This is a genomic window from Cellulomonas massiliensis JC225 (genome assembly GCF_000312005.1).
Classification (GTDB): domain Bacteria; phylum Actinomycetota; class Actinomycetes; order Actinomycetales; family Cellulomonadaceae; genus Cellulomonas; species Cellulomonas massiliensis.
Genome location: NZ_HE978588.1, coordinates 2816698 through 2838219, shown reverse-complemented (window position 1 = coordinate 2838219; position 21522 = coordinate 2816698). Strand labels below are relative to the sequence as shown.

Here is a 21522-nt window from a genome sequence, read left to right as displayed (position 1 = left end):
CGACGGCCTGCACGCGCCGACGGCCGGCGCGTGGTGACCTCCGTCGCCCCGCCGGCCGTGGCACGCTGAGCGCGTGACCCGACGGCTGATCCTGCTCCGCCACGCGAAGGCGGAGCACCCGCACGGCATGGCCGACCACGCGCGGCCGCTCGCGCTCGCGGGGCGGCGGCAGGCGGCGACCGTCGGGCGGGCGCTCGCCGAGGACGGCCTGGTGCCCGACCTCGTCCTGTGCTCGTCCGCGCTGCGCACGCGCCAGACCTGGGAGCTCGTGCAGTCGACGCTCGGCACGACGGTCGACGGGGTGGAGTACCGCGACGAGGTGTACGACGCCGGCACGGGCGACGTGGTCGCGCTCGTCACGGCCGTGCCCGACGACGTCGAGACCGTGCTCGTCGTCGGTCACGAGCCGACGATGTCGCACGTCGCCGAGCAGCTCGCCGGGCCGGCGTCCGACCCGGCGGCGTTCGCGCGCGTGCGCGTGGGCGTCCCCACCGCGAGCTGGTCGCTGCTGGAGACGACGACCGGCTGGGGCGAGGTCGGCCGCGGCTCGATGGTGCTCGCGCGGCTCGTCACGCCCTCCTGACGGTCAGTCCTCGAGGAAGGGCGGCAGGGCCAGCACCGCGTCGAGCCGCCCGCGGACCGCGGCGTCGGCCGCCGCGGCGACCACGGGCTTGGCGTCGAAGGCCACCGAGAACCCGGCGGCCGCCATCATGTCGAGGTCGTTCGCGCCGTCCCCGATCGCGACGGTCCGCTCCATCGGCACGCCCGTGCGGCGCGCGTAGTCGCGCAGCGCCTCGGCCTTGGCGGCGCGGTCGACGACCGGGCCGGCGACGCGGCCGGTCAGGTGCCCGTCGGCCACCTCGAGGGCGTTGGCGCGCGCGAGCGTGATCCCGAGCGACTCGGCGAGGGGCGCGACGATCTCGATGAACCCGCCGGAGACCAGGCCCACGGGCCAGCCGCGCCGCTGCGCCTCGGCCACGAGCTCCCGGGCGCCGGGCGTCAGGCGGACCTCGTCGCGCACCGCCTCCACCGCCGAGACGGGGAGCCCGGCGAGCGTCGCGACGCGCTCGTGCAGCGACGCCGCGAAGTCGATCTCGCCGCGCATCGCGCGCTCGGTGATCGCGGCGACCCGCGCCTGCGAGCCGGCGTGCGCCGCGAGCAGCTCGACGACCTCAGCCGTGATGAGGGTCGAGTCGACGTCCATGACGACGAGGCGCGGGGCGGTCACGGCGGCAGGCTACCGAGGCGCGCACCGCTGTCCTCAGGGCGCCCGGGGACTGGACCGTGCGCCCCGACGGGCGGTGCGACGCGTCAGTCGGTGATGACGGTGCCCTTCGGCACGACCGTGAGGCCCGACTCGGTGACGGTGAACCCGCGCTCGAGGTCGTGCTCGCGGTCGAGCCCGATCCGGGCCCGCTCCGGCACGATCACGTTCTTGTCGAGGATCGCCCGGTGCACCTGGGCGTACCGGCTGATCTGCACGCCGTCCATCAGCACGGAGTCGGTGACCTGCGCCCACGAGTGCAGGCGCACGCCGGGGGACAGGACGGAGCCCGAGACGGTCGCCCCCGACACCACGACGCCGGGGGAGACCACCGAGTCGGCCGCATGCCCGAGCCGGCCGGCGCCCGCGTGCACGAACTTCGCCGGCGGCAGCCCGGTGTAGCCGGTGTAGAGCGGCCACTCGTCGTTGTAGAGGTTGAACACCGGCTCGATCGCGATGAGGTCGATGTTCGCCTCGTAGAAGGCGTCGATCGTCCCGACGTCGCGCCAGTAGTCGCGGTCGCGCGGCGTCGAGCCCGGCACGTCGTTGCGGATGAAGTCGTAGACGCCCGCGGTGCCCTTGTCGACGAACGCCGGGACGATGTCGCCGCCCATGTCGTGCCGCGACGTGGCGTTCTCGGCGTCGGCGGTGACGGCGCGCACGAGCGCGTCGGCGTCGAACACGTAGTTGCCCATCGAGGCCAGCACCTCGCCGGGCGAGTCGGCCAGGCCGACCGGGTCGCTCGGCTTCTCCCGGAACGCGGCGATGCGCGTCGGGTCGGACGGGTCCGTCTCGATGACGCCGAACTGGTCGGCCTCACCGATCGGCTGCCGGATCCCCGCGACGGTCAGCTCCGCGCCCGACTCGATGTGCGCGTCGACCATCTGCGAGAAGTCCATGCGGTAGACGTGGTCGGCGCCCACCACGACGACGATGTCGGGACGCTCGTCGTCGATGATGTTGAGGCACTGGTAGATCGCGTCGGCCGAGCCGAGGTACCAGTGCTTGCCGACCCGCTGCTGCGCCGGCACGGCGGCCACGTAGTTGCCGAGCAGCGCCGACATGCGCCACGTCTTGGAGACGTGCCGGTCGAGGCTGTGGGACTTGTACTGCGTGAGCACGATGACGTGCAGGTACCGGGAGTTGATGACGTTCGACAGGGCGAAGTCGATGAGCCGGTAGATGCCCCCGAACGGCACCGCGGGCTTGGCGCGGTGCGTCGTGAGCGGCATGAGGCGTTTGCCCTCGCCACCTGCGAGGACGATTGCGAGGACGCGCGGCGCTGCCATGCTCCGACCCTAGGCCTCCGGCCGCCGGGCGGCGAGGCCAGGACGCGCTAGCGTGTCGCGCAGGCACCGGGCGGTGCCGTCGCAGCCCCGGCCCGGCCGGGCGCGGCGGTCGAGAGGACGGAGGACGGCCGTGCGCGTCGACATGCTCACCCGGGAGTACCCGCCCTACGTCTACGGCGGCGCGGGCGTGCACGTGGCCGAGCTCGCGGCGGTGCTGCGGCGCAGCGTCGACGTCCGCGTCCACTGCTTCGACGGGCCGCGCGACGAGCCGGGCGTGCGGGGCTACGCCGTGCCCGAGGGGCTGACCGGTGCGAACGCCGCCCTGCAGACGCTCGGCGTGGACCTGGAGATCGTCGACGGCGTCGGGGCGGTCGGCGACGACGGCGTCGCGTCCGACCTCGTCCACTCGCACACCTGGTACGCCAACATGGCCGGCCACCTGGCGTCGCTGCTGCACGGGCTGCCGCACGTCCTCACCGCCCACAGCCTCGAGCCGCTGCGCCCGTGGAAGGCCGAGCAGCTCGGCGGCGGCTACGCGGTGTCGAGCTGGGCCGAGCGCACCGCGTACGAGGCGGCGACCGCCGTCATCGCGGTCTCGGCGGGGATGCGGGACGACATCCTGCGCTCCTACCCGTCGGTCGACCCGACGCGCGTCCACGTCGTGCACAACGGCATCGACCTCGAGGGCTGGCGGCGGCCGGCCGGCGACGAGGCGCTGGCGCGGGCGGACGAGGTCGTGCGCGGCCTCGGCATCGACCCGGAGCGGCCGTCCGTCGTGTTCGTCGGGCGGATCACCCGGCAGAAGGGTCTGCCGTACTTCCTGCGCGCGGCCGAGCGGCTGCCCGACGACGTGCAGCTCGTCCTGTGCGCCGGCGCGCCGGACACGCCGCAGATCGCGGCCGAGGTCACCGGGCTCGTCGAGCGGCTGCGCGAGCGGCGCTCGGGCGTGGTGTGGGTCGAGCAGATGCTGCCCCGCGACGAGCTCGTCGCCGTCCTCAGCCACGGCACCGTGTTCGCGTGCCCCTCGGTCTACGAGCCGCTGGGGATCGTGAACCTGGAGGCGATGGCCGTCGGGCTGCCCGTCGTCGGGACCGCCACGGGCGGCATCCCCGAGGTGGTCGACGACGGGGTCACGGGGCGGCTCGTCCCGATCGAGCAGGTGCAGGACGGGACCGGCACGCCGGTCGACCCGGAGGCGTTCGTCGCCGACCTGGCCGCGGCGCTCGTCGAGGTCGTGAGCGACGAGGCCACGGCCCGCCGCTGGGGTGCGGCGGCCCGCACGCGCGTCGAGGAGCACTTCTCCTGGTCCGCGATCGCCGAGCGGACCCTCGAGGTCTACCGCACGGCGCTCGCCTGAGCGACGGACCTCGCAGCAGCGACCGACCCGGCGTCGGAAACCGCCGCGCCGCCCCGTCCCGCCGTGGCATCCTCGCACCAGCCGGCGCGCGCCGGGTCCAGCGTCGGACGAGGTCACGTGGCTCTCACCGCTCCGCCCCGCCGGGTCTCGCTCGTCGTCGCCGTCCTCGCGCTCGCCGCGTGCACGGGGCCGACCGACGCCCCCGCCCCGACGCGCGCGGTCGGGACGCCTCCCGCCACCGCGAGCGCGTCGCCGGCGTGCGTCCCCTCCGCGGACGACCTGCGCCTCGTGGGGGAGCCCGAGGTGGGCGAGACCGTGCTGCTGCGCGCGGCCGTGGAACGCTACGAGGCCGGCCAGCTCGTCGAGAGCAGCGCCACCGACGAGGTCTCGCAGCCGCCGGCCATCGTGTGGTCGCAGGACGACCCGCGCCTGCAGGTGCAGGACCTCGAGGCGAGCGAGCAGGCGCGGGCGGTGCTGGAGCGGGGCGGGTGGTCGCTGACCGCGCCGGACACCGGCTCGCCGCGGGACGCGATGTCCGTCGACGACCCCGGCAGCGCGACGTTCGTCTTCTACAGCGCCGCGCGCCCGCTGACGGCGCAGGTGACCGTCGCGTGCGGCGCCCGGACCTGGACCGGCGTGCTGCACCACTGGACCGGCGCGGTCCAGGGCGCGGTCGACTGCGGCCACGACCCGGAGGAGCTCCCGGACTCCGCGAGGCTCGCGCTCGACCGCTGCCCGGCCTGAGCCGCGCCTCAGCCCTGCAGGGTCGTGGCAGCGGCGCACAGGGCCGCGCGGGCGACCCGGTCGACGTCGCGCAGGGCGGCCGTGCGCTGGTCCGCCTGCCAGAGGTTCACCGCCCCGCCGTCGTCCTCGACCGCCAGCGACACGATCGTGCGCAGGCGCGCCGCGCTGGTCAGCGTCCGGGCCCGGCGGCCGTCCAGGTCGCGGGGGAGGCGTGACGTCGGCAGCTCCAGGCGCGGGACCGCGCCGATCATGGCCGCGGCGTCGGGGCGCCAGCGCGCGACGTCGAGCCGCTGCAGCGCCTCGGTCGCCGTGACGAGCCCCTGGCGCAGCTCGCGCTCGGCGTCGCCGAGCGTGCCGAGCCGGCCCTGCAGCGCGAGACGCCAGTCCGGGACGGGCGTGACATGCCAGGCCACGAGGTGCCCGGGCTCCAGCTCGGAGCCGAACCGGCGCACCTCGGGGACGAGGGCGAGGCCCGCGGCGCCGGTGTGCACGAGCACCGCCTCGCCGGCCTCCACGGCGGCGCCGCTCACCGCGGCGGGCACGCCGAGCGCGTCCCCGGGTACGGGGAGCAGGCCCGCGACGGCCTCCGCCGCGCCGAGCGCGGCCAGCCAGCGCGCGAGCGTCGTCGGCTCGCCGTCCTCCTCGACGACGGTGTGCGGCTCGTCGTCGCCCTGCACCGCGGCGACCGCGCGGACCGGGTCGTGCGACGCGATCCAGAGGGCGAGCAGGACGGATCGGGGCAGGTCGAGCAGCACGCGCCCACCGTACGCGGCGACCCGCGGGGGCACGCACGGGCGCCGTGCGCGCCGGGCGCCGGGGCGCGGGTCGGTGGCCGTCCCCCGGCCGCCCGACGACTAGGGTCGTGCCCATGACCGACGTGCTCGACCTGGACGCCGTGACGATCCGACGGGGGACGACGACGATCCTCGACCAGGTCACCTGGTCGGTGCGCGAGGGCGAGCGCTGGGTCGTGCTCGGCCGCAACGGCGCGGGCAAGACGACGCTCCTGCAGGTGGCCTCGGGGCGGATGCACCCCACCAGCGGCACGGCGGACCTGCTCGGCTCGCGGCTCGGGCGCGTCGACGTGTTCGAGCTGCGCCCGCGCATCGGCCTGTCGAGCACGGCGCTCACCGAGCGGATCCCCGCCTCGGAGGCCGTCCGCGACGTCGTCCTCACCGCGGCGTACGGGGTGACCGGGCGCTGGCGCGAGGCGTACGAGGAGTCCGACGAGTCGCGCGCGGCCGACCTGCTCGCCGCGTTCGGCGTCTCGCACCTGGCGGAGCGCACGTTCGGCACCCTGAGCGAGGGCGAGCGCAAGCGCGTGCAGATCGCCCGCGCGCTGATGTCGGACCCGGAGCTGCTGCTGCTCGACGAGCCGGCGGCCGGCCTCGACCTGGGCGGTCGCGAGGAGCTCGTCGCGGCGCTGGCCGAGCTCGCCGCGGACCGGCGCTCACCCGTGCTGGTCCTCGTGACCCACCACGTCGAGGAGATCCCGCCGGGCTTCACGCACCTGCTCCTGCTGCGCGACGGGCAGGTGCACGCCGCCGGTCCGCTGGAGGAGGTCCTCACGCCCGAGAACCTCTCGGGCGCGTTCGGCCTCGACCTCGTCGTGGACCGCGCCGGGTCCCGCTGGACGGCCCGCGCCGCCGGCTGAGCAGGCTGCGTTCTTCCTCGAGATCGCAAAGAAACCGTCTAGGATCGGTTGACGGGGGTTCGCCCCGCGCCGACGCCGTCGACCGGTCGAGAGGAGCGCACGATGGAGTGGCTGTGGTGGGTCGGCGGTGCCGTCGTCCTCGGCATCCTCGAGATCCTGTCGCTCGACCTCGTCCTCATCATGCTCGCCGGCGGGGCGCTCGCGGGCGGCCTCGCCGCGGCGCTCGGCGCCCCGTTCTGGGCGCAGGTCGTCGTCGCCTGCCTCGTCTCGTTCCTCCTGCTCGCGCTGCTGCGCCCCTGGCTCCTGCAGCACCTGCGCCGGCGCACCCCGCTCGTCGAGACGAACGCCTCCGCTCTCGTCGGCCGCGACGCCGTGGTCGTCGCGACCGTGTCACCGGAGGGCGGCCGCGTGAAGCTCGCCGGCGAGGTGTGGAGCGCCCGCACGACGCACGGGACGCTCGAGCCGGGGGCTCCCGTCCGTGTCGACCGGATCGAGGGCGCCACCGCCGTCGTCTCGCCGTCGGTCAGCAGCACCGGCGGAGCCGTCTGACCCGTCCCGCCGCTCTCGCGGCACCCCAACCGGAGGAGGCCCTGTGGACGACACCAACGTCGGTCAGGTGCTCGTGTACCTGGTCGTCGGCCTCGTCGCCCTGTTCGTCGTCGTGGCGCTGTTCCGCGCGGTGCGGATCGTCCCGCAGACGGTGGCGCTCATCGTCGAGCGGCTCGGCCGCTACTCGCGCACCCTCGACGCCGGCCTGCACCTGCTCGTGCCGTTCATCGACCGCGTGCGCGCGAGCGTCGACCTGCGCGAGCAGGTCGTCTCCTTCCCGCCGCAGCCGGTGATCACCTCCGACAACCTCGTCGTGAGCATCGACACGGTCATCTACTTCCAGGTCACCGAGGCCAAGGCCGCGGTGTACGAGATCTCGAACTACATCTACGGCATCGAGCAGCTCACCGTCACGACGCTGCGCAACGTCATCGGGTCGATGGACCTCGAGCAGACGCTGACGAGCCGCGACCAGATCAACGGCCAGCTGCGCGGCGTGCTCGACGAGGCGACCGGGCGCTGGGGCATCCGGGTCAACCGGGTCGAGCTCAAGGCGATCGACCCGCCCGCCTCCGTGCAGGGCTCGATGGAGCAGCAGATGCGCGCGGAGCGTGACCGCCGTGCCGCGATCCTCACCGCCGAGGGCGTCAAGCAGTCGCAGATCCTCACCGCCGAGGGCGAGAAGCAGGCGGCGATCCTGCGGGCCGAGGGCGAGGCCCAGTCCGCGATCCTGCGGGCCGAGGGCGAAGCCCGGGCGATCCTGCAGGTGTTCGACGCCGTGCACCGCGGCGACGCCGACCCGAAGCTGCTCGCGTACCAGTACCTGCAGACGCTGCCGAAGATCGCCGAGAGCCCCGCCAACACGATGTGGTTCCTGCCGGCGGAGCTGAGCGGCGCGCTGGGCGTGCTCGCGAAGGGCTTCGCGGGCCCCGAGGGCGGCTCGGACATCCCGTTCCGCGAGTCCGGCGACTCGCCGCTCGCCGACTCGCTCCCGCCGACCTCGCTGACGGACCCCGCGCAGGCGCTCGCCGAGGCGCGCCGGGAGTCCGCCGCGGCGACCGCGGACGCGACGGCCTCCGGCACGCTCAGCGGCCGGCCGTTCGACCCGGGCGCCGAGCTCGGTCAGCACCCCGGGGGAGCGGCCGTCCGCCCGCCGGCCGTGCCGCCCGTGCGGGACGCGCCCGTGACGGCCCCGGTCGAGGACGTCACGGACGACGAGCCGCCGGCGCGCTGAGCCGCGCGCACGACGAGGGCCGACCCCGCTCGGGGTCGGCCCTCGTCGCACGCCCAGAGCGAAAAGGCTTGCGAGTGAGCGCTCACTCACTTACGCTCGCGGGCGTGGTTCGGCAGGGACGGGCGGCGCCGATGGCGGCCGACGAGCGGCGCGCGGCGATCCTGCGCGCGGTCCGGCCCGTCCTGCTCGAGCGGGGCGCCGCGGTGACGACGCGCGAGCTCGCCCGCGCCGCCGGGGTCGCCGAGGGGACGCTGTTCCGCGTCTTCGACGACAAGGGCTCGCTCGTGCGCGCGGCCGTCCTGGCCGCCGTGGACCCGCTCTCGACCGTGCCGGACATCGAGGCGATCGACCGGTCCCTGCCGCTCGAGGACCGCCTCGCGGAGCTCGTCCGGATCGGGCTCGCACGCGTCGGCGACAGCGTGCGGTGGATGGGCGTGCTGCACCAGCTCGCGTCGCTGGACCCGCACGAGCCGCGGACCGCCCACGCCGAGCAGATGCGGGAGTGGTCGCAGCGGCAGGAGGCGGGCAACGTCGCGGTGCTGGCCGCCGCGGAACGGCTGGTGCGCCCCGACGCCGAGCGGCTGCGGATGCCTGTCGGCGACGTCGTCGAGCTGCTCAACACCGTCCTGCTGGGCGCGGCGATGCGTCAGGTCGACGCCGCGCGCCGCGGCCGCGAGAGCGCGCCGCCGGACCCCACGGCGCTCGTCGACCTCGTCCTGCACGGCGTGCTGTCCCGGGCGCCGCAGGACGAGCACGCGGGCCCGGCGCCGAACGCGCCTGCCGGCGAGGGCGCCACGTCCCCGTCCACGCCCTCCTCGTCCACACCGTCCGCACCCGCCGACACCCCCCTCGCCGCAAGGAGCTCGTGATGCTCGTCCGACTGCTCCGCGAGCAGCTCCGCCCGTACTCGGGCGCCGTCACCGCGGTCGTCCTCCTCCAGCTCGCCCAGACGCTCGCGACCCTGTACCTGCCCAGCCTCAACGCCGACATCATCGACGACGGCGTCGCGACCGGGGACACCGCGGAGATCGTGCGCCTGGGCGGGATCATGCTGGCGGTCTCGCTGCTGCAGGTCGTCTGCGCGGTCGTCGCCGTCTACTTCGGCGCGCAGGCCGCCATGGCGTTCGGCCGGGACCTGCGCGAGCGGATCTTCACGCACGTGCAGACGTTCTCGGCGCAGGAGGTCGGCCGCTTCGGCGCCCCGACGCTCATCACGCGCACGACCAACGACGTGCAGCAGGTGCAGATGGTCGTGCTCATGACCGCGCTGTTCATGGTGATGGCGCCGATCCTGCTCGTCGGCGGCGTCATCATGGCGCTGCGTGAGGACGTGCAGCTGTCCGGCATCCTGCTCGTCGCGGTCCCGGTGCTCGCGATCTGCGTCGGCCTCGTCGTGCGCCGGATGGTGCCGTACTTCCGCCTCATGCAGACCCGGATCGACGCGATCAACCGCGTGCTGCGCGAGCAGATCAGCGGCATCCGGGTGGTGCGCGCGTTCGTCCGCGAGCGCCGTGAGACGGCGCGGTTCGAGGAGGCGAACACGGCGCTGTTCGACACGTCGCTGCGCGCCGGGCGCCTCATGGCGCTGATCTTCCCGCTGGTCATGCTCATCCTGAACCTCACCAGCACGAGCGTGCTGTGGTTCGGCGCCTACCGGATCGACGCGGGCCAGATGCAGGTCGGGGCGCTGACGGCGTACCTGTCCTACATCGCCTACATCCTCATGGCGATCATGATGTCGACGATGATGTTCGTGATGATCCCGCGGGCGATGGTCTCCGCGGAGCGCATCACGGAGATCATCGACACCGAGACGTCGGTCGTCCCGCCCGTGGACCCGACCCCGCTGCCGGGCACGCGGCCGGGGCTGCTGGAGCTGCGCGACGTCGAGTTCCGCTACCCGGGCGCCGAGGAGCCGGTGCTCCAGCACGTGGACCTGGTGGCCGAGCCGGGCCGGACGACGGCGATCATCGGCTCGACGGGCGCGGGCAAGACGACCCTGGTCAACCTCGTCCCGCGGCTGTTCGACGTCACGGGGGGCTCCGTGACGATCGACGGCGTCGACGTGCGCCGCATCGCCCCCGACGAGCTCTGGGACCAGATCGGGCTCGTGCCGCAGAAGCCGTACCTGTTCACCGGCACGGTGCGCAGCAACCTCGAGTACGGACGTCCGGGGGCGAGCGACGAGGAGCTGTGGCACGCGCTGGAGGTCGCGCAGGCGCGCGACTTCGTCGAGGCGCTGCCTGAGGGGCTCGACGCGCCGATCATGCAGGGCGGCACGAACGTCTCCGGGGGCCAGCGCCAGCGCCTGGCGATCGCCCGCGCCCTCGTGAGACGACCACGGCTCTACCTGTTCGACGACTCGTTCTCGGCGCTCGACTACGCGACCGACGCGGCCCTGCGGGCGGCGCTCCAGCCCGAGACGAGGGACGCGGCGGTGCTCGTCGTCGCCCAGCGCGTCGCGACGATCCGCTACGCCGACACGATCGTCGTGCTCGAGGGCGGCACCGTCGTCGGGCAGGGCACGCACGACGAGCTCATGGAGAGCTCGGAGACCTACCGCGAGATCGTCCTGTCCCAGCTGAGCGCGCAGGAGGCGGCATGAGCGCCCAGGGAGCGGCCCGTCCGGCGGCGCCGCAGCGGCCCGCCCAGCCGCCGGTCCGGCGCGGGCCGGCCGGTCACGGCCCGATGGGCATGGGCATGCCCGGCGAGAAGTCGCAGAACTTCGGTGCGTCGAGCCGGCGCTTCCTGGGGGTCCTGCGGCCGGAGCGGGGGCCGATCCTGCTCGTCACGCTCTTCGCCGTCGCCTCGGTGTTCCTCGCGGTGATCGGCCCGCGGCTGCTGGGCCACGCGACGAACATCATCTTCGACGGCGTCGTCGGGCGCTCGCTCGGCACGTTCGTCCCGGCCGGCACGACCCGCGACCAGGCGATCGAGGCGCTGCGCGCCGCGGGCCAGGACCGGGTCGCGGACATGGTCTCCGGCATGGCGAACGTCGTGCCGGGCCAGGGCATCCAGTTCGACGCGCTGCGGGACGTGCTGCTGGTCGTCGCGCTCGTCTACGTCGGCTCGTTCCTGTTCGGCTGGGTCCAGGGGCGCGTCACCGCGGGGCTCGTGCAGCGCACGGTGCTCCGGCTGCGCCGCGACGTCGAGGCGAAGGTCAACCGGCTCCCGCTGCGCTACGTCGACTCCCAGCCGCGCGGCGAGCTGCTCTCCCGCGTCACCAACGACATCGACAACGTCGCCCAGACGCTGCAGCAGACGCTCAGCCAGCTCGTGACGTCGGTGCTCACCGTCATCGGCGTGCTCATCATGATGTTCTCGATCTCGTGGGTGCTGGCCGTCGTCGCGCTGGTCACCGTGCCGCTGTCGATGGTCGTCGCCGCGGCGATCGCCAAGCGCAGCCGCCCGCAGTTCGTGCAGCAGTGGGCGAGCACCGGCGAGGTCAACGCGCACATCGAGGAGATGTTCACGGGGCACACGCTCGTCACGGTCTTCGGCCGCCAGCAGGAGTCCGCGGACACGTTCCGGGAGCGCAACGGCCGGCTCTACGACGCGAGCTTCAAGGCCCAGTTCATCTCGGGCACCATCCAGCCGGCGCTCGGGTTCCTCGCGAACCTCAACTACGTCGTCGTCGCGGTGTTCGGCGGCCTGCGGGTGGCGTCCGGCGCCCTGACGCTCGGCGACGTGCAGGCGTTCATCCAGTACTCGCGCCAGTTCACGCAGCCGATCACGCAGATCGCGTCGATGGCGAACCTGCTGCAGTCGGGCATGGCGTCGGTCGAGCGCGTCTTCGAGCTGCTGGACGCGCCGGAGCAGGACGCCGACCCCGAGCCCGCCGAGGCGCCGCAGCACCCGGTGCGCGGGCGCGTGGAGTTCGAGCACGTGCGGTTCTCGTACTCGCCGGACGAGCCGCTCATCACGGACCTGTCGCTCGTCGCGCAGCCGGGCCAGACCATCGCCATCGTCGGTCCCACCGGCGCGGGCAAGACGACGCTCGTCAACCTGCTCATGCGGTTCTACGAGATCGACGGCGGCCGGATCACGCTGGACGGCGTGGACACCCGGGCGATGACGCGCGACGCGCTGCGCTCCGAGGTCGGCATGGTGCTGCAGGACACCTGGCTGTTCGGCGGCACCATCGAGGAGAACATCGCGTACGGCGTGGACGGTGCGACGCACGAGCAGGTCGTCGCGGCGGCCGAGGCGACGCACGTCGACCGGTTCGTGCGGATCCTGCCCGACGGCTACGCCACGCGGATCGACGACGAGGGGTCGAACGTCTCGGCGGGGGAGAAGCAGCTGCTCACCATCGCCCGCGCGTTCCTCGCCGACCCGGCGATCCTCGTCCTGGACGAGGCGACCTCGTCGGTCGACACCCGCACCGAGGTTCTGGTGCAGCAGGCGATGAGCACGCTGCGGGCCGGCCGGACGTCGTTCGTCATCGCGCACCGGCTCTCGACGATCCGCGACGCCGACGTGATCCTCGTGATGGAGCACGGCGACATCGTGGAGCAGGGGTCCCACGAAGAGCTGCTGGCCGCGGGCGGGGCGTACGCGCGGCTGTACCAGAGCCAGTTCGCGGCGGCCCTGGCCGAGGACGTGTGACCGGTCGCCCGACCGGCCGGTCGGCCGGTCGGGCGACGTCGCGCAAGACCCGGACGGATCGGGCGCCGGCTGGCATCATGGCGTCCTGACGTCGGCGAGGGAGGTCTCCCGTGGGGCTCGCGGAGCAGCAGGAACAGCTGGGCGCGGTCGCGCGACGGTTCGCGCAGGTGGCCCCGCAGGGCTGGGCGCGGCTGCTCGGCAACTGGGAGGCGACGGTCGACGGCGCCGGAGCCGTGAGCCTCAACTGGATCACGACCGCCGTCGTCGACGGCGGTGACCGCTGGCTGTACGGGCAGGTCGCGTACGACGAGCCGCTCTACGACGCGGTGGTGCGCCTGAACGAGCTGTCGGCGCAGGACGGCCCCGACCGGCGCTGGACGACCCTGGACCTGCGGCTGGACGCCGACGGTGCGATCGCGGTGGACCTCGGCTACGACGAGCCCAAGCGCACCAACGGCGTGCACGACGAGGAGTCGCTCGGCCGGTTCGAGCAGTACCTCGACACCTGGGTCGCGGAGCACGGGCCCGTCCCGGCCGGCCGGGAGGGCTGAGGCCGTGGCGGACGAGGCGGAGAAGGTCCCCAACCCCTACCTGGCCGCCATCCGGTCGAAGCGCGCGAGCGCCCAGCCCGTGGCCGCGACGCTGCGCGACGACCTCGACGCCGCGGTGGCCGCGATGGACGCGGGCGCGTGGGTGAGCACGGTGGCGGACGGGTTCTACACCGAGCTCGTCGGGCACCGCGGAGCGCTGCGCACGGCGGCGGACGGCGCGATGGGCACGTACGACGACGCGATCGCCGGGCAGCCGGAGACCGTCGAGCGCACCGCCTGGCAGACCCGGTGGAGGAACCTGCGGTGAGCGTCGCGTCGATCGACCTCGCGCAGATGGCGGCGCTCGTCCGGGCGCTGGAGGACGCCTCGGTGGACGTGCCGTCGCATCGCTCGTCGCTGCGCTCCGGCCTCGACCAGGTGATGCTCTCGACCGCGGAGCTCACGCGCGTCGACGCGGTCGCCGCCTGGATCGACCGGGAGCTGCCGGGGCTGCGGCGCCGGCTCGCGCTCGCGCGGCACATCGAGGCGCAGACGCCCGGCGTGCAGGGGTACGTGCAGCTCGACGAGGCGTCGATCCCGACGACGACGCCGGAGGAGGCCCGCGAGCTCGCCGACCGCGCCGCGGAGCTCATCGACGACTACGGGTCCGGCGACGACCTGCCGCAGGAGCTCGTCGACCTGCTCGCCGAGAACGGCGCCGACCCGTACTTCGCCCACCAGCTCGCGACTCAGGTCAGCCCCGAGGAGCTGGCCGACCTCGTGCTCGACGCGTCGACGACGCGGCGCACGCTCGTGCAGAACTCGTTCGGCTCGGACATCGACGACATCGAGGCCTTCGACGAGTCGTACGAGCAGCTGCTCGACGGGCTCGGCACGACGTTCGGTACGGCCACGCAGTCGGGCGGCGACCTGGCCCTGCCCGACGGGTACGCCGAGCAGTGGTCCGACGCGATCACGGAGGAGTACCCGGAGCACCTCGGGCAGGCCAGCGCGCTCGGCCTCGTCCTGTCGCGGGGGACGTTCGGCGCCGACTTCCTCACGACGGTCGCGCAGGACGTGTACGCCTACGAGCGCCAGGTCGACCGGCGCGACATGTGGTACGACCGGGCGCACTCGATGGGCGAGGGCTTCGGCGCGATCGACCCGGTGCAGGGCGACGACGAGGGCGCGCCCACCGGCTACACGGAGTACTACGACCCGCTCGCCGGCATCCTCACCGCGGTGGGCCGCAGCCCGCAGGCGGCGCAGAACCTGTTCGGCTCGGGCGAGGTCGTCACGATCTCCGAGGGCGGCACGACCGCTACGACGAACGCGTTCCTCGAGTACGTGCTCGCGCGCCGGCGCTGGCCGGTCGACGACGGGGCGGGCTCGAACGCGGCCATCGCCGCGGCCATCACGCCGTTCGAGGGCGGGTCGGTCGAGATCAGCCAGCGCATCGCGCAGGACGCGCGCGCGGTCATCGAGATCAAGGCAGCGGAGATCGAGGCGAGCCGGCAGAGCTCGAACCCGTTCTCCGACATCGGGCACCTGGTGCTCGACGGCCTGGGTCTCGTCCCGTTCCTGGGGGAGCCCGCGGACGCGATCAACGCCGTCTGGTACGCCGCCGAGGGCAACGCGGTCGACGCGGGGCTCTCGGCCGCGGGGCTCATCCCGTTCCTCGGCTGGGGCGCGACGGGCGGCAAGTGGACGCGGCGGGCGCTGCGCGCGGAGGACCTCGCGGAGCTCGCGGCGCGCGGGATCGACGTCGACGAGCTGCTCGAGCTCGGGGCGAAGGTCGACGTCGTCGCGCGGGCCGACGGGCTGCCCATGCCGCACCTGCAGTTCGACGACATGGCGTCGTTCAACCGCGTCGCGAACAGCCCGCACCCGAACACGGTGTACGAGTACAACGGCATCGCGTGGGAGACGGACGCGCTGGGCCGGACCAAGAGCGTCAGCGGCCAGGTGAACCTCGGGGACGGCGGGCGCAACAGCACGCTGACGGCGGAGATCGGCAACGAGGGCCTGCCGAACGACATCGGCTTCCACCTCATCGCGGACTCGCTCGGCGGCCCCACCAACCGCCTCAACGTGCTGCCCGGCAACGGCAAGCCGTACGACGGCCTCGTCAACCTCAACCAGGGCGAGTGGGCGCGCATGGAGCGCCAGATCCGGCGCGCGCTGCGCGGGGAGACGCCCGGGAACGTCACGATCCACATCGAGCCGAAGTACCGTCCGGGGAACGAGAGCACGCGCCCCGACCGGTTCGCGGTCGAGCTGAACATCGACGGCCAGACGTTCAAGTACGACTGGACCAACGACGCCCAACCACCACGCTGAGGAGCGGTCCGTGACACCGGAGCAGGAGGCCGTGCTGGCCCAGATCGTCGCGGCGCTGCCGCAGTCGGCCCCCGCGGGCTGGCTGCGCATCGTCAGCCGGCGGGAGGGCACCGTCGCCGAGGGGCCGTACAGCGGCTCGTCCGTCGACGTCGTGGTCGTGCAGACGCCGGCCGGTCTGGAGCAGCGGGACTACCGCGACCCCGAGGACCTGTACTGGACGGTGCTCGACCTCATGGAGGACCTCGCGCGCTCGTCGTCCGGCGGCTCGGTGGTCCTCTCGCTCGTCGTCGACCGCGACGGGACCTCGCGCGTCGACCTGGCCGAGGAGGCGCCGAAGGTGCTGGAGGGCGTGCGCGACGAGTCGTCGTCCGTGCCCGTCCACGAGTACCTCGAGCGGAACCGCGCCGAGCTGGAGGAGCTCGCCGCTCGCCTGGGCGCCGCCGGCGCCTGACCCCGCCGCCCCCGGGACCCGCCGCCGGAGCCGTCAGGCCCACGGCCGCGTCGGCGCGGCCGCCTATCCTGCCCGCATGACCCCCTCGCCGGAGGTTGCTCCGGGCCCCTCCGCACCCGTGCCCGGCGCGCCCGCCGACGCGCCGCCGCGCCTGCGCCGGGACGCCACCACGTTCGCCTTCTACGCCTGGTTCGTCATGTGGGGGTGGGTGCTCTACAGCTTCAACCCCAGCGTCCCGCTGCTGGCCGCCGACCTCGGCGTCTCCAACGCGCTCGCGGGCCTGCACGGCACCGCGATGGCCGTCGGCTCCGTGCTCGCCGCGTTCGCCGCCCCCTGGGGCATCGCGCGTCTCGGTCGTCGCGAGGCCCTCCTGACGGCGGCCGGGCTCGTCGTCGTCGGCATGCTCGGGCTGCTGCTCGGCCCGTCGCTCGCGGTCACGCTGCCCGGCATGGTCGTCCTGGCGCTGGGCGGCAACGTCGCGCTCAGCGCGGCCCAGGCCGGGCTGACGATCCACCACGGCCGTGCGGCCAGCGCCGCCGTCACGGAGGCGAACGGGCTCGGCTCGGGCGTCGGGCTGGTCGGCCCGCTCGCGGTCGGCGCCTGCGTCGCGATCGGCTGGGGGTGGCGGCCCGCCGTCGCCGTCGCGATCGTCCTCGCCGTGGCTGCGGCGCTGCTCAACCGGCGGCGGCCGGTCGGCGGAGCGATGACGCCCGCGCACGACGCCCCGGCGCTCGTCGCCGAGCCCGAGGGCGTCGAGACGAGCACCGTCGAGGCGCTCGCCCTGCACCCGCGCTCGGCCCGCACGCTGCACGGCCCCTCGCGCGCGTTCCTCGTCGCCGTCGTCGCGGGCGTCGCGATCGAGATGTCGACGACGTTCTGGTCGACCGAGCTCGTGCGCGAGCAGACCGGCGCGGGCGCCGGCATCGCGGCCGCGACCACCGCCGGGCTGCTCGTCGGGATGACGGCGATCCGGTTCGTCGTCGGGCCGCTGTCCCTGAAGCTCTCGCCCGTCCGGCTGCTCGCGGCGAGCTTCCTCGTCGCCATCGTCGGCTGGGCGGTGCTGTGGACCGCCACCACGCCCGGCGTCGCGATCGCGGGGCTCGTCGTCGCCGGCCTCGGCTACGGCGTGCAGTACCCGCTGGCCTGCTCGCTCCTGCTCGCCACGGCGCCCGGTGCGACCGACGCCGCGCAGGCCCGGATCACGATGGGCGCCGGCGTGGCCGTCGGCGTCGCGCCGTTCGTCCTCGGGTGGCTCGCCGACCAGCTCGGGATCCACGGCGCCTTCGTCATCGTGCCGGTGCTCGCGGTGCTCGGCGTCGCCGCCGCGGTCACCGGCGGCGTGCTCGCCTCGCGCCGGCGCTGAGCCGGGTCGCGCGCCTGGGAGGATGGGCCGGTGCGTGCCGACCTGCGACCCGTCGAGGACCCCACCGACGAGCGGCTCGCCGACTACGTCTCGCTGACCGACGTCGCGCTGCGCTCGCGGCACGAGCCCGCCAAGGGCCTGTACATCGCGGAGAGCTCCACGGTGCTGGGCCGGGCGCTCGCCGCGGGGCACCGGCCGCGCTCGGTGCTCCTCGCGCCGCGCTGGCTGCCGGACCTGGAGCGGATGCTCGCGGCCGTGCCCGGCGACGACGCGGTGCCCGTGTACGTCGCCGCCGAGGACGTGCTCGAGGCCATCACCGGCTTCCACGTCCACCGCGGCGCGCTCGCCGCGATGCACCGCCCGCCGCTCGTGCCGGCGGCCGACCTGCTCGCCGACCCCTCCGTGCGCCGCGTCGCCGTGCTGGAGGACGTCGTCGACCACACCAACGTCGGCGCGGCGTTCCGCTCCGCGGCGGCGCTCGGCGTCGACGCCGTGCTCGTCACGCCGCGCTGCGCCGACCCGCTGTACCGACGCAGCGTGCGCGTCTCCATGGGGACGGTCTTCCAGGTGCCGTGGACGCGGATCGACCCGTGGCCGGGCGGCATCGACGACCTGCGGGCGGCGGGCTTCGTCACCGCCGCGCTCGCGCTGCGCGACGACGCGGTGACGCTCGACGAGCTCGCGGCCGATCCGCCGGACCGCCTCGCGCTCGTCCTCGGGGCGGAGGGCGACGGGCTCAAGGCGGCGACGATCGCGCAGGCGGACGTCGTCGTGCGCATCCCGATGGCCAGCGGCGTCGACTCGCTCAACGTCGCGGCGGCGGCCGCGGTCGCGTTCTGGGCGACGCGCGCCTGAGCTCAGCCGAGCGCGAGCCCGTCGACCACCTCGACGCCGGGCGCCGTGCCCAGCAGCGCGCCGGGCAGCGCGACCTTGGAGCGGCGCACGCCGCTGCCGATCACGACGAGCGCGCCGGCCTCCGGGTGCTCGACGGCGACCGCCGCGTCGACCAGGACCCGGTACCCGGCGGGCAGCCCGAGCGGCGTGATGCCGCCGTACTCCATGCCCGAGTCCGCGACCGCCCGGTCCGTCGGCAGGAACGACGCCTTGCGCACGTCCAGCAGCCGCTTGACGGCGTTGTTGACGTCCGCCCGCGTCGTCGCCCGGACCACGCACGCCGCGACCTTCTCGACGCCCTCGCGGCGGCCCGAGACCAGGACGCAGTTCGCGGACGCGGCGGGCGGCAGGGCGAACGCCTCGGTGAGCGCGGCGGTGTCGGCCAGCTCGGGGTCGATCTCGGTGACGACGACCTCGCGCGCGACCCGCTCGTCGGCCTCGGCCCAGGCGCGGACGGCCGCGAGCGTCGGGGCGGCGAGCAGGTCGGGGTGGTCGAGCGCGGGCTCCCAGGTGAGGCTGCCGAGGGTCGTCATGCGCGCAGGCTAGCTCCGGCCGGCGGCGACCCGCCGAGGCGTCCGGGAGCGCGTCAGCGCTGGTAGGTGCCGACGAGGACCGCGCGGGCGAGCGTGTGGAAGTCGACGACGCACGCGGCCTGGTTCGGGCTGGTGGAGGGCGTCAGGCCCAGGCTCGGCACGTCGAGCGCGTGCACGACGAAGAAGTACCGGTGCACCTGGTCGCCGGGCGGGGGAGCGGCGCCGACGTAGCGCGCCTCCCCGTCGTCGCCGCGCAGGTGGAAGGCGCCGGCCGGGATGCCGGAGCCGTCGCCCGCGCCGCGCGGCAGGGAGGTCGTCGTGGGCGGGACGTCGACGAGCGTCCAGTGCCACCAGCCGGCCACGCCCGGGGCGTCGGGGTCGTAGCAGCTGACGAGGAACGACGCCGTCCCGGGCGGGAAGCCCGACCAGGACAGCTGCGGCGAGACGTTGTCGCCCGCGTCGGTGTTGGTGTGCACGTCCGCGAGGCGCTCGCCGTCGACGAGGTCGTCGCTGGTGAGGGTGAACGCCGGGACGGCGGGCTGCAGAGCGTACGGGTCCGGCGCGGCGGGCCGGTCGATCGAAGGGCTCATGCGGCCCATCCTGGCCCCGTCGTGGGCGGGGCGCGACGGGGGCCGGGTGAGCCCGTCGAGGGCCCCCGGGCCGGCCACGCGGGGACCGGGTGACTCGCGTTGACACGTCGCGGAGTGTCAGCGTCTACTGAGATACTTCGAACAGGTGTTCGACTCGCTGGGACGGGTTCGAGCACCGCTCGTCCCGCTGCCCGGCAGCGGATGTCAGGTGCACACAGGAGGAGGAGCGGTGGCGGTCGGCACCCTCACGCAGGCGGACCGTGCGGCGATCGCGCGGGCGGCCCTGGAGCGTGCCGAGCAGCGGACCGGGGCACGCAGCGTGCGGACGCACACCCGGCCCGCCGTCGCTCCCGCACCCGTCCCGCTCACGGTGGTGCCCGAGCCGGCGCCGGAGCCGGACGGACCACCCGCGCGCCCGGTCCGCCCGGCGCCCGACGACCCGCCGGTGGCCGGCTCGCAGGGGGAGCCGGCCACCGCGCTGCTCGTCGCCGAGCGCCCCCCGCTGCCCGTGCCGCCGCCGCTCGCGCCGCTGCTGCCCGACGGGCTGCGCCGGGGCGCGGCGACCGTCGTGACCGGCTCGACCTCGCTCGTGCTCGCGCTCGTCGCGGCGGCCTGCGCCGGGGGCGGGTGGTCCGCGGTCGTCGGGCAGCCCTCCGTCGGGCTGCTCGCGGCCGCCCAGGCCGGGGTCGCGCTCGACCGGTTCGCCCTCGTGCCGGAGCCCGGGCCGCAGACGGCGCACGTGCTCGCCGCGCTCGTCGACGGGCTGGACGTCGTCGTCGTCGGGCCCGGGGCGGCCCTCCCGGAGGCCGACCGGCGGCGCCTCACCGCACGCGTCCGTGACCGGGGCGCGGTGCTGCTCTCGACCGTCCCGTGGCCGGGGGCGCAGGTCGTCCTCACGGTCGAGCACAGCCGCTGGACGGGGGTCGGGACGGGGGACGGACGGCTGCGGGCGCAGCAGGTCCGGGTCGCGCGGACGGGGCGCTCCGGCGCCGGCGTGCCCGCCGGTCTCGACCTCACGCTCCCGTTCGGCGCGCAGCACCCGCAGCCGCCCGCCCCGGTCGCGGACGAGACGCGCAGCCCGCTGAGGCTCGTCGGATGAGCACGCGCACGACGGTGCTGTGGGTGCCCGACTGGCCGGTCGTCGCGGCGGTCGCCGCCGAGGAGCTCGCCGCCCACCTGCCCGCCGCGGTGCTCGACGGCGCGCGCGTCACCGCGGTGTCCGCGCTCGCCCGGGCCGAGGGCGTGCGCCGGGGCATGCGCCGCCGCGAGGCGCAGGGGGTCTGCCCCGAGCTGGTCCTGCTGCCCACCGACGAGGCGCGCGACATCCGGCTGTTCGAGCCGGTGGCCGCCGCGGCCGAGACCGTCGTCGCCGGCGTCGAGGTCGTCCGGGCGGGGCTGCTGCTGCTGCCGGCGGGCGGCGCGGCCCGGTACCACGGCTCCGAGGACGCGCTCGCGGAGCGGCTCGTCGACGCGGTCGCCGAGCGGACGGGGCACGAGTGCGCCGTCGGCACCGCCGACGGCCTGCTCGCGGCCGTCCTCGCGGCACGCACGGGGGAGGTCGTCGCACCGGGCCGGTCCCGGGCGTTCCTCGCGCCGCGCGACGTCGGCGAGCTCGTCCACGCCGCGACCGACGACGACGCCGCGGCCCGCACCCTCGACCTCGTCGACCTGCTGCGCCGGCTCGGTCTGCGCACGCTCGGCGCGCTGGCGTCCCTGCCGGAGGCCGACGTGGCCGCCCGGTTCGGCGCGTCCGGCGTGCGCTCGCACGTGCTCGCGCGCGGCGACGACGAGCGGCCGCCGGCGCGACGACGCCCCGAGGCGGACCTCGAGGTGGCGACCGACCTCGAGCCGCCGCTGGACCGGGTGGACCAGGCGACGTTCGCCGGGCGGCGGCTCGCGGAGGAGCTGCACGACCTGCTCGTCCACCACGGCGTCACGTGCGGCCGCCTGCAGATCGCCGCCCGCACCGACGACGGCACCGACCTGGTGCGCACGTGGCGCACCGACCTCGGCGGGTGGGGCGGGCTGACGCCCGCCCGGATCACGGACCGGGTCCGCTGGCAGCTCGAGGGCTGGCTCAGCGCGTCCGCGGTGGCGACGGCGCGCAGCCACCGCGCCGGGG

General features: G+C 75.1%; 22 protein-coding genes. 17 read left to right on the top strand and 5 right to left on the bottom strand.

All coding sequences use genetic code 11. The annotated features are described in order from the left end of the window. Positions 1-73 precede the first annotated feature (73 nt). A complete protein-coding gene (locus tag HGCM_RS13420) occupies positions 74-583 on the top strand; it encodes a SixA phosphatase family protein (protein WP_019137350.1) in 510 nt (169 codons plus the stop codon). Between the two features lie 3 nt (positions 584-586). On the opposite strand, the gene serB is transcribed toward HGCM_RS13420, so the two are convergent. Both serB and glgC read right to left on the bottom strand, forming a co-directional pair. After that, positions 587-1228 (bottom strand): phosphoserine phosphatase SerB, encoded by a 642-nt coding sequence (serB, locus tag HGCM_RS13415; protein ID WP_019137349.1) that lies wholly within the window; start codon positions 1226-1228, stop codon positions 587-589. 83 nt (positions 1229-1311) lie between these two features. Then, the gene (gene glgC / locus HGCM_RS13410; RefSeq protein ID WP_026075473.1) at positions 1312-2553 is read right to left on the bottom strand and encodes a glucose-1-phosphate adenylyltransferase; all 1242 of its coding nucleotides are present in this window, start codon (positions 2551-2553) and stop codon (positions 1312-1314) included. Positions 2554-2683: 130 nt separating this feature from the next. On the opposite strand from glgC, the gene glgA reads away from it, so the two are divergent. Beyond that, entirely contained in the window at positions 2684-3910 is a 1227-nt protein-coding gene (glgA, locus tag HGCM_RS13405; RefSeq protein ID WP_019137347.1) for a glycogen synthase, read from the top strand. A gap of 117 nt (positions 3911-4027) precedes the next feature. Continuing rightward, positions 4028-4654 carry a hypothetical protein gene (locus tag HGCM_RS13400; RefSeq protein WP_019137346.1) on the top strand — a complete coding sequence of 209 codons (627 nt, stop codon included), beginning with the start codon at positions 4028-4030 and terminating at the stop codon, positions 4652-4654. Positions 4655-4662: 8 nt separating this feature from the next. Here the strand turns inward: HGCM_RS13400 and HGCM_RS13395 are convergent, their stop codons facing one another. Then, entirely contained in the window at positions 4663-5409 is a 747-nt protein-coding gene (locus HGCM_RS13395; protein WP_019137345.1) for an Rv1486c family protein, read from the bottom strand. Between the two features lie 113 nt (positions 5410-5522). Between HGCM_RS13395 and HGCM_RS13390 the strand changes: the two genes are divergently transcribed. The 12 genes from HGCM_RS13390 to HGCM_RS13335 all read left to right on the top strand — a co-directional run bounded on the left by HGCM_RS13390 (position 5523) and on the right by HGCM_RS13335 (position 18238). Then, entirely contained in the window at positions 5523-6308 is a 786-nt protein-coding gene (locus HGCM_RS13390; protein ID WP_019137344.1) for an ABC transporter ATP-binding protein, read from the top strand. A gap of 102 nt (positions 6309-6410) precedes the next feature. Beyond that, on the top strand, positions 6411-6857 hold the full coding sequence (locus HGCM_RS13385; RefSeq protein ID WP_019137343.1) for an NfeD family protein: 447 nt from the start codon (positions 6411-6413) through the stop codon (positions 6855-6857). 43 nt (positions 6858-6900) lie between these two features. After that, entirely contained in the window at positions 6901-8091 is a 1191-nt protein-coding gene (locus HGCM_RS13380) for an SPFH domain-containing protein (protein ID WP_019137342.1), read from the top strand. A gap of 104 nt (positions 8092-8195) precedes the next feature. Next, the gene (locus HGCM_RS13375; RefSeq protein ID WP_147572851.1) at positions 8196-8960 is read left to right on the top strand and encodes a TetR/AcrR family transcriptional regulator; all 765 of its coding nucleotides are present in this window, start codon (positions 8196-8198) and stop codon (positions 8958-8960) included. After that, the gene (locus HGCM_RS13370; protein WP_019137340.1) at positions 8960-10696 is read left to right on the top strand and encodes an ABC transporter ATP-binding protein; all 1737 of its coding nucleotides are present in this window, start codon (positions 8960-8962) and stop codon (positions 10694-10696) included. Before HGCM_RS13375 ends, HGCM_RS13370 begins: the two co-directional genes overlap by 1 nt. After that, on the top strand, positions 10693-12699 hold the full coding sequence (locus tag HGCM_RS13365; RefSeq protein WP_019137339.1) for an ABC transporter ATP-binding protein: 2007 nt from the start codon (positions 10693-10695) through the stop codon (positions 12697-12699). Before HGCM_RS13370 ends, HGCM_RS13365 begins: the two co-directional genes overlap by 4 nt. A 110-nt stretch (positions 12700-12809) precedes the next feature. Then, complete coding sequence (locus HGCM_RS13360; RefSeq protein ID WP_019137338.1) at positions 12810-13250, top strand: hypothetical protein; 441 nt, start codon at positions 12810-12812, stop codon at positions 13248-13250. Between the two features lie 4 nt (positions 13251-13254). Next, a complete protein-coding gene (locus HGCM_RS13355) occupies positions 13255-13557 on the top strand; it encodes a hypothetical protein (RefSeq protein ID WP_019137337.1) in 303 nt (100 codons plus the stop codon). Then, the gene (locus HGCM_RS13350; RefSeq protein ID WP_019137336.1) at positions 13554-15569 is read left to right on the top strand and encodes a DNA/RNA non-specific endonuclease; all 2016 of its coding nucleotides are present in this window, start codon (positions 13554-13556) and stop codon (positions 15567-15569) included. Before HGCM_RS13355 ends, HGCM_RS13350 begins: the two co-directional genes overlap by 4 nt. A 10-nt stretch (positions 15570-15579) precedes the next feature. Further along, positions 15580-16020 (top strand): hypothetical protein, encoded by a 441-nt coding sequence (locus HGCM_RS13345; protein WP_019137335.1) that lies wholly within the window; start codon positions 15580-15582, stop codon positions 16018-16020. A gap of 76 nt (positions 16021-16096) precedes the next feature. Beyond that, entirely contained in the window at positions 16097-17383 is a 1287-nt protein-coding gene (locus HGCM_RS13340) for an MFS transporter (RefSeq protein ID WP_147572849.1), read from the top strand. A 30-nt stretch (positions 17384-17413) separates the two neighbouring features. After that, entirely contained in the window at positions 17414-18238 is an 825-nt protein-coding gene (locus HGCM_RS13335; RefSeq protein ID WP_019137333.1) for a TrmH family RNA methyltransferase, read from the top strand. A gap of 2 nt (positions 18239-18240) precedes the next feature. On the opposite strand, the gene HGCM_RS13330 is transcribed toward HGCM_RS13335, so the two are convergent. Continuing rightward, a complete protein-coding gene (locus tag HGCM_RS13330) occupies positions 18241-18810 on the bottom strand; it encodes a YbaK/EbsC family protein (RefSeq protein WP_019137332.1) in 570 nt (189 codons plus the stop codon). 53 nt (positions 18811-18863) lie between these two features. Continuing rightward, positions 18864-19400 carry a YbhB/YbcL family Raf kinase inhibitor-like protein gene (locus tag HGCM_RS13325; RefSeq protein ID WP_019137331.1) on the bottom strand — a complete coding sequence of 179 codons (537 nt, stop codon included), beginning with the start codon at positions 19398-19400 and terminating at the stop codon, positions 18864-18866. A gap of 229 nt (positions 19401-19629) precedes the next feature. On the opposite strand from HGCM_RS13325, the gene imuA' reads away from it, so the two are divergent. Beyond that, complete coding sequence (gene imuA' / locus HGCM_RS13320) at positions 19630-20499, top strand: DnaE2-dependent mutagenesis accessory factor ImuA' (protein ID WP_019137330.1); 870 nt, start codon at positions 19630-19632, stop codon at positions 20497-20499. After that, positions 20496-21522, top strand: a 1027-nt coding sequence (locus tag HGCM_RS18320) for a DNA polymerase Y family protein (protein ID WP_019137329.1), incomplete at its 3' end; no start/stop codon positions are given. The genes imuA' and HGCM_RS18320, both read left to right, overlap by 4 nt.